Annotated in this window: 16 protein-coding genes; 3 read left to right on the top strand and 13 right to left on the bottom strand. The window is 53.8% G+C overall.

Annotated elements, in window-relative coordinates; all coding sequences use genetic code 11:
• Positions 1-50: 50 nt before the first annotated feature.
• The 9 genes from era to folK form a co-directional block, all read right to left on the bottom strand.
• Positions 51-989, bottom strand: coding sequence for a GTPase Era (gene era / locus J7395_RS14705; protein WP_062961496.1), 939 nt, complete (start codon positions 987-989; stop codon positions 51-53).
• On the bottom strand, positions 982-1,665 hold the full coding sequence (gene rnc, locus J7395_RS14700) for a ribonuclease III (protein WP_062948708.1): 684 nt from the start codon (positions 1,663-1,665) through the stop codon (positions 982-984). Before rnc ends, era begins: the two co-directional genes overlap by 8 nt.
• Positions 1,665-2,411: a signal peptidase I gene (gene lepB, locus J7395_RS14695; RefSeq protein WP_062948706.1), complete on the bottom strand. Its 747-nt coding sequence runs from the start codon at positions 2,409-2,411 to the stop codon at positions 1,665-1,667. The genes rnc and lepB overlap by 1 nt, the downstream gene beginning before the upstream one ends.
• A gap of 30 nt (positions 2,412-2,441) precedes the next feature.
• Positions 2,442-2,837 carry a holo-ACP synthase gene (acpS, locus tag J7395_RS14690; protein ID WP_209222007.1) on the bottom strand — a complete coding sequence of 132 codons (396 nt, stop codon included), beginning with the start codon at positions 2,835-2,837 and terminating at the stop codon, positions 2,442-2,444.
• The gene (locus tag J7395_RS14685; RefSeq protein WP_209222005.1) at positions 2,834-3,583 is read right to left on the bottom strand and encodes a pyridoxine 5'-phosphate synthase; all 750 of its coding nucleotides are present in this window, start codon (positions 3,581-3,583) and stop codon (positions 2,834-2,836) included. Before J7395_RS14685 ends, acpS begins: the two co-directional genes overlap by 4 nt.
• Complete coding sequence (locus J7395_RS14680) at positions 3,580-4,290, bottom strand: DUF2062 domain-containing protein (protein WP_062948700.1); 711 nt, start codon at positions 4,288-4,290, stop codon at positions 3,580-3,582. The genes J7395_RS14685 and J7395_RS14680 overlap by 4 nt, the downstream gene beginning before the upstream one ends.
• Positions 4,291-4,421: 131 nt before the next feature.
• Positions 4,422-6,563, bottom strand: coding sequence for a bifunctional (p)ppGpp synthetase/guanosine-3',5'-bis(diphosphate) 3'-pyrophosphohydrolase (locus J7395_RS14675; RefSeq protein ID WP_062948698.1), 2,142 nt, complete (start codon positions 6,561-6,563; stop codon positions 4,422-4,424).
• A gap of 142 nt (positions 6,564-6,705) precedes the next feature.
• Positions 6,706-7,044, bottom strand: a complete 339-nt coding sequence (rpoZ, locus tag J7395_RS14670) for a DNA-directed RNA polymerase subunit omega (protein WP_062948696.1) — start codon at positions 7,042-7,044, stop codon at positions 6,706-6,708.
• A 117-nt stretch (positions 7,045-7,161) separates the two neighbouring features.
• Positions 7,162-7,689: a 2-amino-4-hydroxy-6-hydroxymethyldihydropteridine diphosphokinase gene (folK, locus tag J7395_RS14665; RefSeq protein WP_209222003.1), complete on the bottom strand. Its 528-nt coding sequence runs from the start codon at positions 7,687-7,689 to the stop codon at positions 7,162-7,164.
• Between the two features lie 192 nt (positions 7,690-7,881).
• Here folK and J7395_RS14660 point away from each other — a divergent pair, with 192 nt between their 5' ends.
• The 3 genes from J7395_RS14660 (at position 7,882) to recQ (ending at position 11,052) form a co-directional block, all read left to right on the top strand.
• Positions 7,882-8,490, top strand: a complete 609-nt coding sequence (locus J7395_RS14660) for an NYN domain-containing protein (protein ID WP_062948692.1) — start codon at positions 7,882-7,884, stop codon at positions 8,488-8,490.
• Between the two features lie 68 nt (positions 8,491-8,558).
• A complete protein-coding gene (locus J7395_RS14655; protein ID WP_097050202.1) occupies positions 8,559-9,200 on the top strand; it encodes a uracil-DNA glycosylase in 642 nt (213 codons plus the stop codon).
• 43 nt (positions 9,201-9,243) lie between these two features.
• The gene (gene recQ / locus J7395_RS14650) at positions 9,244-11,052 is read left to right on the top strand and encodes a DNA helicase RecQ (RefSeq protein WP_209222550.1); all 1,809 of its coding nucleotides are present in this window, start codon (positions 9,244-9,246) and stop codon (positions 11,050-11,052) included.
• A 12-nt stretch (positions 11,053-11,064) separates the two neighbouring features.
• Here recQ and J7395_RS14645 read toward each other — a convergent pair whose 3' ends face one another.
• From J7395_RS14645 to dapA, 4 genes are all read right to left on the bottom strand, one after another.
• Positions 11,065-11,565 carry a glutathione peroxidase gene (locus J7395_RS14645; RefSeq protein ID WP_247742191.1) on the bottom strand — a complete coding sequence of 167 codons (501 nt, stop codon included), beginning with the start codon at positions 11,563-11,565 and terminating at the stop codon, positions 11,065-11,067.
• 88 nt (positions 11,566-11,653) lie between these two features.
• Entirely contained in the window at positions 11,654-12,313 is a 660-nt protein-coding gene (locus tag J7395_RS14640; RefSeq protein ID WP_209221999.1) for a sulfite oxidase-like oxidoreductase, read from the bottom strand.
• Positions 12,314-12,432: 119 nt separating this feature from the next.
• Positions 12,433-12,909 (bottom strand): SsrA-binding protein SmpB, encoded by a 477-nt coding sequence (smpB, locus tag J7395_RS14635; RefSeq protein ID WP_007089481.1) that lies wholly within the window; start codon positions 12,907-12,909, stop codon positions 12,433-12,435.
• A 30-nt stretch (positions 12,910-12,939) separates the two neighbouring features.
• A complete protein-coding gene (gene dapA / locus J7395_RS14630; RefSeq protein ID WP_062948682.1) occupies positions 12,940-13,818 on the bottom strand; it encodes a 4-hydroxy-tetrahydrodipicolinate synthase in 879 nt (292 codons plus the stop codon).
• Between the last annotated feature and the right edge of the window lie 173 nt (positions 13,819-13,991).

The raw sequence follows: 13,991 nt of genomic DNA, 5'->3' as shown, positions 1-13,991 counted from the left end.
ATCCAAACCCGTTGGCTGGCTACAATCGCGTCTCGCTTGCCGGACATGCCTCAAGCGTTGGGATCAAGTCCCCACATTGCAAAGCGGTTGGGGTCATCGCCCCAGTTTTCCCGGACCTTGACGAACAGGAACAGATGAACGCGACGTTCAAAAATGGCTTCCAGCTCCTTGCGGGCATCACTGCCAAGTGCCTTGATGCGCTTGCCACCTTTGCCGAGGATGATGGCTTTCTGGCCCTCGCGTTCCACGAAAATCGTCTGCTCCAGCTTGACCGATCCGTCCTTGCGCTCTTCCCACAGCTCGGTTTCGACAGTTGCCGAATACGGCAATTCCTGCTGTAGCTGATAATAAAGCTTTTCGCGCGTGATCTCGGCCGCCAGCAAACGCAACGGCATATCCGAAACGTCGTCTTCCGGGAACATCCAGGGCCCATCAGGCATTTTCGCAGCCAGGAAATTCACCAGATCCTGTGTGCCGGAACCTTTCTTTGCCGAAATCATGAAGACATCGGTGAAAACTTCCTCGGCGAAGAATTCCTGCGACAGGCGCAGAAGCTTTTCCTTGTCGGCGACCTTATCGACCTTGTTCATCGCAAGAATGGCCTTGCGGTTCTGTGTCTTTAGCTGGTCGATGATCGCGCGGACTTCTTCGGTGATACCTGCCCCGGCATCAATGACAAGCACAACCAGATCGGCATCGTCCGCGCCGTTCCACGCGGCTTTGACCATCGCCCGGTCCAGACGGCGTTTCGGTGCAAAGATACCCGGCGTATCAATGAAAACAAGCTGTGCGTCCTCGGTCATGACGATTCCGCGCACGCGCGTCCGTGTCGTCTGCACCTTGGGGGACACAATCGATACCTTCGTACCGACAAGCTGGTTCAGAAGGGTTGATTTACCGGCGTTTGGCGCACCGACCAGTGCGACAAATCCGCACCGCTGCTGATAAGGTAATCTGTCTTCGTTCACAGGCGTGGGAACCTCATTCATGGTTCAGTGTATCCAACATCAATTGAGCGGCCAGTTGTTCCGCCTCGCGTTTCGATTTGCCCTCGGCCTTTACGCTTTCACCGTCTCCGGTGCTTAGTTCGATGGTAAAGACAGGTGCATGTGCTGGGCCCTGACGACCGACCATTTCATATTTCGGCAATGGTTTTCCGCGTCCCTGCAACAGTTCCTGCAAACGGGTTTTCGCATCCTGCGGCGGCTTGGGCGCTTCATCGAGAAGCGGCAGCCAAAGCCGTTCAATAAACACTCTCGCAGGCTCCAGCCCGCCGTCAAGATAGAGTGCGGCAATCACTGCTTCCATGCAATCAGATAAAATGGCGGGATTGGTGTCTGCACCAGCGGCACGTTCCCCTTTTGCCATTTGAATGTGATTGCCAAGGCCGATCTGCTGCGCCAGCCTGGCAAGCGTTTCACGACGGACAAGCGCAACAAAACGCTTGGCCATCGCGCCCTCGCGTTCGCGACCAAACCGCGTGTATAGCATTTCGGCAACAACAAGCCCAAGGACACGGTCGCCAAGAAATTCCAGCCGTTCATTGCCACCACTTAACGCATCCTTGCCTTTGGCGGCACTGCGATGCGTCAACGCAACCCGAAGCAGATCGGGTTGCGCAAATTCGTGATCAATTTCAGCAATCAATGGCGCAGTTTCGGCCATTAGTTAACTCCCTGGAACAACCGGTCAAACCGGATGCTGCCCAAGTCATAAATCGGCTGCGAACTGTCTTTGGAATAGAACAGGAATTCCGCACGTCCCACGAGGTTTTCGATCGGAACGAACCGGAACCGCGACGGGAAGGCCCGGCTGTCTGCCGAATTGTCGCGGTTGTCACCCATCATGAAGAAATGCCCTTCGGGGACGGTAAAGGGTTCGGTGTTATCACTCGGCCCCTGATCGCCAAAGATTTCAAGGATGCGGTGAACCTTACCGTTCGGAAGTGTTTCGATATATTGCGGAACGGCAATCGCCTGCCCGCTGCCATCGGTCAGGATGTAATCCTCGATCCGGTCACGTTCGACGGTTTTGCCGTTAATCAGCAAACGACCATTGGTGACCTGAACCGTATCACCCGGCAGACCGATAACACGTTTGATGTAATCCTGCGACGGATCGGCAGGCAGTTTGAAAACAACAACATCGCCGCGTTCCGGTTCGGACGACATGATACGCCCGGGAATCAGCGGCACGCTAAATGGCAGGCTGTGCTTTGAATATCCATAGGAAAATTTCGACACGAACAGATAGTCGCCAACCAGCAAGGTCGGGATCATCGAACCAGATGGAATATTAAACGGTTCGAAGGCGAATGTCCGAACCAGAAGCGCGATCACAATGGCCCAGAAAACGGTTTTCAAGGTGTCCAGAAGTCCACCCGTTTTCTTCTTTTGCACTAGCTTTTCCATTCAGTATCTAAACCAATCATTTTTTACCAATCAATCGGCCGAAATTACCACGACCGCATTCGCCAATGGGTATTCGTCTGTCAGCGTTACATAAACTGATGCAACTTTTCCTGTTGGCGTCAATTCTTCAAGTCTTTTCAGCGCGCCGTCAATCAACACCATGTCAGGCTTGCCACTGGGCTGATGCACAACCCCCATGGTGCTGTGATACACACCACGACGAAAACCTGTTCCCAATGCCTTGGAACATGCTTCCTTTGCCGCAAATGCCATCGCCAGTGATGATGCCGTCCTGTGCGGGCGGCGCACGGCACGTGCGATCTCGATATCGGTGAAAACGCGCTTCATGAAACGTTCGCCATGACGATCCAGCGCTGTTTCAATCCGCCGGATATCACACAGATCGGTGCCAATGCCAATAATCATTGTGCGTTGTCACTTTCCTGGCGTGCCAGATCCATCAATCGACGCATTTCTGCAATGCTGTGTTCAAGGCCGGTAAACACCGCCTCGCCAATCAGGAAATGGCCGATATTAAGCTCGACAATTTCCGGCATCGCCGCGACAGGTGAAACCGTATCAAAGCTAAGACCATGTCCGGCATGAACTTCAAGCCCGATACTGGCACCATAACGAACGGCATCCCGAATACGTTCCAGCTCGTGCGCCCGTGCCTCGCCCGTTTTATCGCAATAGGCACCGGTGTGGATTTCAACAACGGGCGCGCCAAGATGTTTGGCCGCATCAAGCTGCGCCTTTGATGCCTCGATAAACAGCGAAACACGAATCCCTGCGGCCCCAAGTTCCGAAACATATTTATGCAGGTGATTATGTCCGCCTGCAGCATCCAGACCGCCTTCGGTCGTGCGTTCTTCGCGTTTTTCCGGAACGATGCAGGCGGCATGCGGTTTTGCCGCAACAGCAATCGCCAGCATTTCATCCGTCGCGGCCATTTCGAAATTCAGCGGAAGATCAATTTCGGCGCGCAAGCGTTTGATATCATTATCTGAAATATGGCGACGATCTTCACGCAGATGGGCGGTAATACCATCAGCACCGGCTTTTGCGGCCAAGATTGCCGCCCTTACCGGGTCGGGATGCACACCGCCACGCGCATTGCGGATCGTGGCAACATGGTCGATATTCACACCCAGCCTTAATTTCGCGCTCATTGCTTTTCGTCCTGCTTTTTGGTGGCGTGGGCCGCAGCCGTTCCGATTTTCTTTTTCGCACTTTCAAGCATCGGGCCAAGCCCATGACGTTCGGATGTTTTCATCCGGCGCAGGATGCGGTTGTGACGATAGATGACGACGGCCCGGCGTACAGGGAAGTAAAACAGCATCCAGACGACAAGTGAAGTGGGAACGCAACCGACCATCATCGGCCAGATGATGTCGACGATACTTTCCCAAAGCCGCGCCAGGGCAGCCTGATCGGCCGTATCCCAGTGACCGAAAATCAGTCCCCCACCGATATAGTTCAGCCCCATGACCACAAAGTCCCAGAGCACCGCCATATTGAAATGGACAGTATCGGTCGCAAGGTTCGTTCCAAGAATCCAGTTGCCGCACGTATAAAGCCACAACCAGATGAACGGAAATGTCCAGGGATTGCCGACGATGGTTCCAAGTAAAGACGCAACCAGATTGCTTCGTGTCAGTATGCTGAACAGCGCCGACAGAACAAAGTGAAAGCCGATGAAAGGGGTAAAGGATACCGCGGCCCCGATGGCAAACCCCGAAGCGATGCTGTAGGGCGTTCCCGGCAGTCGTGCCACCCGATGGGCGAAATATCGCGACGATCTGCGCCAGCCTCCGCGCGGCCAGAGCACATTTCTTATGCGTTCAAAGGATGTCGGTTTGATACGGCGCCGGAACATGCAGGATCAATTCATAGGCCAAACGGGACAGGCGTAAAACAGGTGTGGCATATGCGTAAGTGTTAGGCGCCCGCTTGGCAAGGATTTTGCGCCCGATTTGCCCAAAAGGCGAACTCCTTCACAATCCTGTTTCATCCGCGTGCACGCTCAACGGTGTTGACCACAGGTGTCGCGCGCAATGCCGCGATGATGTTGGTCAGATGTTTGACGTCAACCACGTCAATATCGATCAGCATTTCAAAGAAATCCTGCGTGCGGTTGGTAAAGCGAAGGTTGGTGATGTTGCCGTGGTTCTTGGCAATCACGCTGGTAATTGAACTCAGCGCCCCCTGCTCATGCCCGACAGTCAGACCAAGGCGCCCGATGAAATGTTCCGGCTCGCCATCATTGTCCCAGCCAACGTCAAGCCAGCGTTCCGGCTGCTCGGTAAAGGTTTCAAGCGTATCGCAATCAATTGTATGGATCGTGACACCCTTGCCGGTCGTAACGATGCCGACAATCCGGTCCCCCGGAAGCGGATGGCAGCACCCGGCATAGTGAACAGCCATGCCCGGGATCAGCCCCTTAAGCGGAATGGCGTGGTCATGTTTGCGGTTGCGCGCACGTTCCAGCGGCACGACCTTGCGCGCGGTTTCGACATCTTTCGTGCCCGGGAAAACCGCATGAACAATCTCGCGGCCCGTATGGTGCCCTGCCCCGACTGACGCCAGAAGCGTATCGACACTTGGCAGTTTGAAGATCTTCAGGACACCATCGATTGCCTTGTCGGAATAATCGTAACCTTCCTGCCGGAAGGCCTTTTGCAGAATGGCCTTTCCCAGATCCTTGTACTGGTCTTCCTGCTGCTGGCGGATGAAACGGCGGATACGCGCGCGCGCCTTGCCGGTCGCTACAAACCGTTCCCATGTGGGATTCGGTGTCTGCGCCTTCGAGGTTACGATTTCGACCTGATCACCATTATTCAGGGTCGTGCGCAACGGTACCATCGCGCCGTTCACTTTTGCCCCGACACAGGTGTCGCCAATATGGGTATGGATCATATAGGCAAAGTCGACAGGCGTGGCACCAGCCGGCAATGCAATCACATCGCCTTTCGGGCTGAAACAGAACACCTGATCCTGGAACATCGCAAGCTTGGTATGTTCAAGGAATTCTTCGGGTTCTGAGGCATGTTCAAGGATATCAAGCAGATCGCGCAGCCAGCGATACTGAACGCCTTCCTTGTTTTCATCCCCGCTGCCCTGTTTATAGGCCCAGTGTGCAGCCACACCGTTTTCGTTGACCTCGTGCATCTGCCGGGTGCGTATCTGCACCTCGATGCGATGATTTTCCGGGCCAAGTACGGTGGTATGAATGGATCGGTAGCCGTTCGGCTTGGGGGTCGATATGTAATCCTTGAACCGGCCCGGCACGACCTTGTAGTTGGCATGCAGATAGCCAAGAACCTCGTAGCATTGCGGCATGTCCTCGACCAGAACACGGAACGCCATGATATCGGACAGTTCACCAAAGGTGATGTTCTTGCGCTGCATCTTCTGCCAGATCGAATAAGGACGCTTTTCACGCCCGTAAATATCGACCGACAGCCCCTGACGGCTGATGACTTCTTTCAGCTCGCTGACAATGCGGTTGACGACATTGTCGTCCTTCTCGCGCAGGAACTCCAGGCGGGCACGGATCGAATCACGTGCTTCCTGATTGATATGCTGGAAGGCAAGGTCTTCAAGTTCTTCCTTGATGTCATGCATACCGATGCGTTCGGCAAGCGGCGCATAAATCTCGAGCGTTTCGGCGGCAATCCGCACCCGCTTCTCCGGTTTCGGGATGTAATGCAGCGTGCGCATGTTATGCAAACGGTCGGCAAGCTTTACCAGCAGAACCCGGATGTCCTCGGACATTGCCAGCAACAGTTTGCGGAAATTCTCTGCCTGCTTTGAGTCGGCAGATTTAAGCTCGATCTGGGTCAGCTTGGTCACACCATCGACCAGCTTCATGATGTTGCTGCCAAACAGCTTGGTAATTTCCTGCGGTGTTGCGTCGGTGTCTTCGATGGTGTCGTGCAACAGTGCCGTGATGATCGTGTCGCAATCAAGTTTGTAGTTCGTCAGAATACCGGCGACTTCGATCGGATGGGAAAAATACGGGTCCCCATTGGCGCGCTTCTGTGAACCGTGTTTTTGGGTAGCATAGACATATGCCCGGTTCAGCGACGTTTCGCATGCATCCGGATCATAGGCCTTAACCCGTTCCACAAGTTCGTATTGGCGCATCATTCAGTGGCTTCTCCGTATTCGTCTGACGGGGCTAAATCCATACCCCTTCATAAGATAGTACGATTTGGATAAAAAAAAGCCACGGAAGATAATCACCGTGGCTTTTCTTTTGAAAGCTGTCTCAGAACAAGGTTACTTGACCTTATTCGTCTTCGTCAGCGGACGGGATGGTCACGCCAACCGAAGCATCTTCAATTGCCTCTGCCATCAGCTTCGGACCAAAATCGTCTTCGGCTTCTTCAGGCTCATCGGATTCCACATGCCGCTGCAAGCCGGAAACCATGCCATTGCGCAGATCGTCATAATCAACGGTCTGTTCTGCAATTTCGCGCAGGGCAACAACCGGGTTCTTGTCGTTGTCACGATCAATGGTCAGTTCGGCACCGGCCGAGATGTTGCGTGCACGCTGAGCTGCCAGCATCACGAGCTCGAAGCGGTTCGGAATCTTTTCAACGCAATCTTCGACGGTAACGCGCGCCATAAATGTCTCCAGAAATACTTTTGGGGTGTCCAGACCGGACTTTATAGCGTCGCATTTGGATTGTTGCAACAGCGAAGCCGTCCGGATGGGAAGGTTTTTAGCGGTTCTTTACGCATATCAGGATTGTTTGCGAATTTCCTGATCCGCCGGAAGTGCCCCGATCAAATCATCTATCGACTGACAAAGCTGCGGATGCTGCCAGTTCGGAACGATATCGCGAAGCGGCAGCAGAACGAACGCCCGTTGATGCATGCGTGGATGGGGCACCTGAATACCCCCCTGCTCGATCACCAGATCATCACCATAGGCAATCAGATCAAGATCGATGGCACGCGCCTCGTTTCTTTCGCGCCGAACGCGGCCAAACTCGGCCTCAACCTTGTGTAAACGCGCCAGAAGATCATGCGCGCTCAAACCGGTTTCAAGCCGGGCGACACCATTGACATACCAGGGCTGATCCGACACGGGAACCGGGGCGGTCTCGTAGAACGGGGATACATTTGCCACAGAAATGTCGCCATCCTCCGCCAATCGTTTAAGGGCCGCTTTCAATGTATCGGCAGGCGCCCCATATTCCTCGGTAGGAAGATTGGCGCCAAAGGCGATCAGGATCACCTTGTCATTACGGGCAGTATCGTTGTTCATGGTCGGCTTGCTCACGAAACGGGCTGTTGCACATCATTTGCGGGGATGCTGGCGCATAACTACGGAAGCGATCCCGTTGTGTCCACGATATTTTCGCCCTTTCTTTGTGTGCAGTTGCACGGTAAAAAAAGTCGGCGTTTCCCGAATTTCGGAAACGGCATTATTAAAAAGCTATGTTTGAGGAATTTTCAGATGATTTTTTACCCGCAGGAACGCATCGGGCTGTTCATTGACGGCTCGAACCTTTATGCCGCGGCCAGAGCACTTGGTTTCGACATAGATTACAAACGCTTGCTGGATCTTTTTGCACAAAAGGGTCAACTGATCCGTGCCTTCTACTACACCGCGCTGATCGAAGATCAGGAATACTCCCCCATCCGTCCGCTGGTCGACTGGCTTGACTATAATGGCTACACCATGGTCACCAAACCGACCAAGGAATTCACCGATGCCGCCGGTCGCCGGAAAATCAAGGGCAACATGGATATCGAGCTTGCGATCGATGTCATGGAAATGGCCCAGCATCTTGATCATGTTGTCATTTTCTCGGGCGATGGCGATTTCCGCCGTCTTGTCGACGCGGTTCAGCGCAAAGGTGTTCGCGTTACCGTTGTATCGACCGTCAAATCGAATCCCCCGATGGTTGCCGACGAACTGCGTCGTCAGGCCGACAACTTTATCGAGCTGACCGAACTGGAAGGCACAATCGCCCGCAAGGTTCAGCAACGTCGCGAAGATGACCATCCGGATTTTGACGATCACCCGCAACATCCCGATCTTGATGAAATTGATTTCGATTAATCTCCTCTTTTGTTGATCAAATGACCGGGCGCAGAGCAAATTGCGCCCGGCAAACTGTCGGACACGCCATGACCACCTACCTTCAACCCGACAGGGACTGCCAACTTTGCCCGCGCCTTGTTGATTTTCGTCGTGCCAATCAGGCAAAATTTCCCGATTTCTATAACGGTCCGGTCCGCCCGTTCGGGCCCATTGATGCCCGCCTGCTCGTCGTTGGACTTGCCCCGGGCTTAAAGGGGGCGAATGCAACCGGTCGCCCGTTTACCGGCGATTACGCCGGTGATCTTCTTTATGACACACTCAGGAAATTCGGTTTTGCCAAGGGCACCTATGCAAAACGTCCGGATGACGGACTTGAACTGATTGATTGCCGGATCACCAATGCCGTCAAATGCGTGCCGCCGGAAAACAAGCCGACAGGCCCCGAAGCCAATACCTGCCGTCCCTTCCTGATCAGCGAATTTGGCGCGATGAAAAACCTTTCGGCCATTCTGTGCCTTGGACAGGTTGCCCATCAGGCCATGTTGCGCACCTTTGGCCTGAAGCTTTCATCCCTGAAATTCGGTCATGGTGCATCCCATCAAATGGAAAATGGCATCACACTGTTTGATAGCTATCACTGTTCGCGCTACAACACCCAGACCTATCGCCTGACGCCGGAGATGTTTGAAAACGTCTTTGCCGATATCCGCGCACATCTGGACCGTTAAATTGCCTGATACAGCACCACTACCCGACCTGCTCGACCGACCCATGCAACGTCTGCCGATTGACGTTCTGCGCGAAGTATTCGGCTATGACAGTTTCCGTGGCCAGCAGGCCGAAATCATCGACCATGTGATTGCCGGCAACGATGCACTGGTTCTGATGCCAACGGGTGGTGGCAAATCCCTGTGTTATCAGATTCCCGCCCTGTGTCGGCCCGGAACCGCCGTTGTTGTGTCACCACTGATTGCGCTGATGAAGGATCAGGTCGACGCGCTAAGCCAGCTTGGCGTCAAGGCGGCCTTTATAAATTCAACACTTACGCCCGAAGCTGCACGCGAAATAGAAACCCGTGCGGTTGATGGCGATATTGATCTGCTTTACGTGGCACCTGAACGGTTTGCGACGGATCGTTTTCTCAACCTTCTTGACCGGATCAGCATATCACTGTTCGCGATTGACGAAGCCCATTGCGTTTCGCAGTGGGGGCATGATTTCCGGCCGGAATATCGCAGGCTTGATCTGCTGCCAACGCGTTTCCCGCATGTGCCGCGTGTTGCCCTGACCGCAACGGCAGATACCCCGACCCGCAAGGACATTGCCGAAAACCTGCATCTGACGAATGCGCAATGTTTTCTGACCGGTTTTGACCGACCCAATATCACCTACCGGATCGAAACAAAGGGCAATTCAAAACAGCGCCTTCTGTCGTTCCTGAACCGGGAACATCCCGAAGATGCCGGCATCGTCTATTGCCTGTCTCGCCGCAAGACAGAAGACGTTGCCCAATGGCTGACCGATAACGGGCGCCCCGCCTTGCCCTATCACGCCGGACTGACACAGGAAACAAGACAGCTTCATCAGGACAGGTTCCTGCGCGAAGACGGCCTGATCATTTGCGCAACAGTTGCCTTTGGCATGGGGATCGACAAGCCGAATGTCCGCTTTGTCGCCCATCTGAACCTGCCCAAAAGCATGGAAGCCTATTATCAGGAAACCGGCCGTGCGGGCCGAGATGGCCTTCCGGCCAATGCATGGATGAATTACGATCTGTCCGATATCGTTTCCATCCGCTCCATGCTGGCATCATCTGATGCACCTGACAGTCAGAAGCGCATTGAAAGCCGCAAGCTTGACGCCTTGGTCGGCCTTGCCGAAACCACAAAATGCCGTCGCCAGGTCATTTTGTCCTATTTCGGTGAGGAAGACGCAAAACCCTGCGGCAATTGCGATACCTGTCTTGAGCCGGTTGATACCTGGGACGCAACCGATGCATCCCGCAAGGCACTCTCAGCGGTCTATCGTACCGGACAGCGGTTCGGTCCGGCCCACATCATCGAAGTCCTGATGGGACGTAAAACCGAGAAAATACGTCAGAACAATCATGACGATCTTTCCGTCTATGGTATCGGCAAGGATGTTTCCCAGCCGCAATGGCGATCTGTTTTCCGCCAATTGCTTGCGATGGGCTATCTTCAGGTTGATGTCGAAGGCCATGGTGGTGTTTACCTGACCGAGGAATCCCGTCCTGTCCTGCGCGGCGAGAAAATCGTTGAAATGCGCAAGGATCCGGGCGAAAGCAAACGTGCCATGACCAAGCGGCTGCGTGATTTCGATACCGAGTTCGAGAGCGAGGAAGACCGCGATCTGTGGGAACGCCTGCGCAACCTGCGCCGCGAACTTGCCAGCAGCCAGAATGTCCCGCCCTATGTCATTTTCAGTGACAGAACGCTTTGGGAAATGGTGCGGTTCAAACCGCGCACATTGCAGGATATGGCATCGATCAATGGTGTCGGCGTCAAGAAACTGGACCAGTATGGTCTTGTTTTCCTTGATGTCATGGATGGACGGCGCTGATCCGGACCGGCATCAAGCCCCAGCCAGTGCTTCCTTGATTGCGCTCACAACCGCATCATCTTCCGGCTTGATCCGGGTGGCAAAACTGGCAACCAGATTGCCGTTCGGATCGACCAGATATTTGTGGAAGTTCCATTTCGGGGCCTGATCGCTGCCAAGTTCCGCCTCCGCCCATTTAAAGAACGGATGCGCATCGTCTCCACGAACCGACTGTTTGGTGGTCATCGGGAAATCGACATCAAAATTGACGGTGCAGAAATCCTTGATTTCACTGTCATCGGCATATTCCTGCCCGCCAAAATCACCCGATGGAACACCCAGAACAACCAATCCATCCGCCCGATAGTCCGACCATAGCGCCTGAAGCCCGGTATATTGCGGGGTGTAACCACACATCGACGCCGTATTGACGACCAGAACCGCCTTGCCGCGATAATCCGCAAGATTGATTTCGCCCCCGTCAATTGATGGGAATGAAAAATCGTGAGCATTCATCGCTTTATCGCTGGCCATGGCAGAGTTTCCAATCATCAGGCAAATGAAGCCGTACAAACCGGTCTTCAACAAAATCCGCATTTGGTTTCCTAAAGTTCCGGTTTTCCTAGCCATATCGCTCTTCCGTCCATGGATCGGCATTATTGTGATAGCCACGTACTTCCCAAAATCCAGGTTTGTCGGTTTTGGAAAATGTTATCTGCTTCACCCATTTGGCACTTTTCCAGAAATACAGCTTGGGGATGATCACGCGAACCGGGCCGCCATGTTCCTCGGTCAGTGGCGCATCTTCCCAATGATGGGCAAGTAAAACATCATCATCGAGAAACTGATCAATCCGCACATTGGTCGTATAACCGTCGTGGGCGGTGAAAAGTACATGACGGGCATCTGATGTCGGTTTTACCAGATCGGCAAGCGACAAGGCAGACACACCCTGCCAGTGATTGTCGTAACGCGACCAACTGGTAACACAATGAATATCGTTCTTGGCGATAAAGGGCGGCAGATCAAGTAACTGGCCGAAATCAAGCGTAACCGGGTTTTCAACCTCGCCGTCAATCGTTAGGCGAAAGTCATCCGTTCCGACATGCGGCGTGATGCCAAGATCAAGCACCGGCCAGTCTTTGACCTCGCGCTGGCCGGGTGGCAGGCGATTTTCATGGGCATGATCGGCCTGCCCCGTCAAAAGACGGCCGTTTTCCGCCCATTTCTGTTTCGCTTCGATCAGCTTTTCCTTGATCTTGCCACTGAAACCATCAGCCATTCATCATCCTCCCTGACCACATCATACGAAAAATGGCGCAGTCATGTTCACCATGTCTGCGCCATTTATGCATTCTATCGCCATTGGCAAGCAATACACATGCTTGCGAGGCAGGACTATTATCCGAAATCCCGCATGATCCGGGCCTTGTCACGCTGCCAGTCACGTTCCTTGACCGCTTCGCGCTTGTCAGCCTTTTTCTTGCCTTCTGCAATCGCCAGTTCAAGCTTGGCGATGCCGCGGTCATTGAAATAAAGCTTTACCGGAACAAGGGTGAACCCCTTTTTGTTCAGGGCGTCGCTCATTTTCGTGATTTCACGTTTATGCAAAAGCAGTTTGCGCGGTCGGCGTTCTTCATGGCCGAACGGCATCTTGCTTTGATATTCCGGGATATAGGCATTAATCAGCCAGATCTCGCCGTTCTTTTCTTCGGCATAGGATTCCTGAATGTTCCCCTTGCCGTCACGAAGCGATTTGACCTCGGTCCCGCGCAGGGCGACCCCGGCTTCAAAAGTTTCCGTCAGGAAAAAATCGAAACGGGCCCGCCTGTTTTGCGCGACGACCTTGTTATTGCTGTCTTCTTTTTTCGGTGCCATTACAACAACTTGTAGGCCGAAATTAATCCCTTAGGACAAAATTCCGGCATTGCGCAGCGCGGTTTCGACACGCTGCTTGGATTCTTCGGTAATCTCGACCATCGGCAAACGCATGTGGCTGCCGCAAAGGCCAAGAAGCTCGGCTGCGTATTTGACCGGCCCCGGGCTGGTTTCGCAGAACATCGCCTTGTGAACCGGCAGAAGTCGATAATTCAACTCCTGAACCTTGGCGATGTTCCCGGCCGCCCATGCGGTATGCAATTCCGCGCAAAGCTTCGGTGCGATGTTGGACGTGACCGAAATACAGCCATGACCACCCTGTGCCAGGAACGGAACGATGGTGCCATCTTCGCCCGATAGCTGGCAGAAATCCGCCCCTGCCGCCAAACGCGTCAATGCCGGACGTTCCAGATCGCTGGTCGCGTCTTTTACCCCGACGATACGCGGCAGCTTCGAAAGCTGCGCCATCGTATCAACAGACATGTCCACGACCGAGCGGCCCGGAATGTTGTAGATCACGATCGGAATGTCGGTCGCGTCATGGATCGCCTTGTAATGCGCATAAAGACCGCGCTGACCGGGCTTGTTATAATAAGGCGTCACCACAAGTGCCGCATCCGCCCCGGCATTCTGGGCATGGCGGGTCAGCGAAATCGCTTCGGCGGTCGAATTTGAACCGGTTCCGGCAATAACCGGGCCGCGGCCCTTGGCAACTTCAAGTGCCAGTTCAACAACGCGGTGGTGTTCCGCATGGCTCAAAGTCGGCGATTCACCTGTGGTTCCGACCGGCACAACACCGGTCGTGCCCTGTTTAAGCTGCCAATCCACAAACGACTGGAACGCTTTCTCATCGATTGCACCATCCTGTGTGAACGGTGTAATCAAAGCGGTAATCGAACCCTTAAACATCGATATCTCCAAATCTTATCGTGGATTGAAAGCGACGCGAAAATAGCGGCTGTTAAGGCATCCCGCAAGCGTCTGTATACATTAAAGCGCGCCTTGTTTGATCAAGGTTACTCTTTCCTCTCACGACCGATTGGCAATTGGCTGTTTCACTGCCATAATAAGGGTGTCTGGAG

The organism is Thalassospira sp. A3_1 (assembly GCF_017744215.1).
GTDB lineage: Bacteria > Pseudomonadota > Alphaproteobacteria > Rhodospirillales > Thalassospiraceae > Thalassospira > Thalassospira lucentensis_A.
The sequence above is the reverse complement of the archived record's forward strand: the minus strand, read 5'-3'. Positions and strand labels throughout refer to the sequence as shown.

Coding starts and splice junctions, on each gene's coding strand:
- era (WP_062961496.1), bottom strand. CDS start 989: ATGAATGAGGTTCCCACGCCTGTGAACGAAGACAGATTACCTTATCAG.
- acpS (WP_209222007.1), bottom strand. CDS start 2,837: ATGATTATTGGCATTGGCACCGATCTGTGTGATATCCGGCGGATTGAA.
- folK (WP_209222003.1), bottom strand. CDS start 7,689: ATGAACAACGATACTGCCCGTAATGACAAGGTGATCCTGATCGCCTTT.
- J7395_RS14660 (WP_062948692.1), top strand. CDS start 7,882: ATGATTTTTTACCCGCAGGAACGCATCGGGCTGTTCATTGACGGCTCG.
- J7395_RS14675 (WP_062948698.1), bottom strand. CDS start 6,563: ATGATGCGCCAATACGAACTTGTGGAACGGGTTAAGGCCTATGATCCG.
- recQ (WP_209222550.1), top strand. CDS start 9,244: ATGCAACGTCTGCCGATTGACGTTCTGCGCGAAGTATTCGGCTATGAC.
- rnc (WP_062948708.1), bottom strand. CDS start 1,665: ATGGCCGAAACTGCGCCATTGATTGCTGAAATTGATCACGAATTTGCG.
- J7395_RS14680 (WP_062948700.1), bottom strand. CDS start 4,290: ATGTTCCGGCGCCGTATCAAACCGACATCCTTTGAACGCATAAGAAAT.
- lepB (WP_062948706.1), bottom strand. CDS start 2,411: ATGGAAAAGCTAGTGCAAAAGAAGAAAACGGGTGGACTTCTGGACACC.
- J7395_RS14655 (WP_097050202.1), top strand. CDS start 8,559: ATGACCACCTACCTTCAACCCGACAGGGACTGCCAACTTTGCCCGCGC.
- J7395_RS14685 (WP_209222005.1), bottom strand. CDS start 3,583: ATGAGCGCGAAATTAAGGCTGGGTGTGAATATCGACCATGTTGCCACG.
- J7395_RS14645 (WP_247742191.1), bottom strand. CDS start 11,565: ATGGCCAGCGATAAAGCGATGAATGCTCACGATTTTTCATTCCCATCA.
- J7395_RS14640 (WP_209221999.1), bottom strand. CDS start 12,313: ATGGCTGATGGTTTCAGTGGCAAGATCAAGGAAAAGCTGATCGAAGCG.
- dapA (WP_062948682.1), bottom strand. CDS start 13,818: ATGTTTAAGGGTTCGATTACCGCTTTGATTACACCGTTCACACAGGAT.
- rpoZ (WP_062948696.1), bottom strand. CDS start 7,044: ATGGCGCGCGTTACCGTCGAAGATTGCGTTGAAAAGATTCCGAACCGC.
- smpB (WP_007089481.1), bottom strand. CDS start 12,909: ATGGCACCGAAAAAAGAAGACAGCAATAACAAGGTCGTCGCGCAAAAC.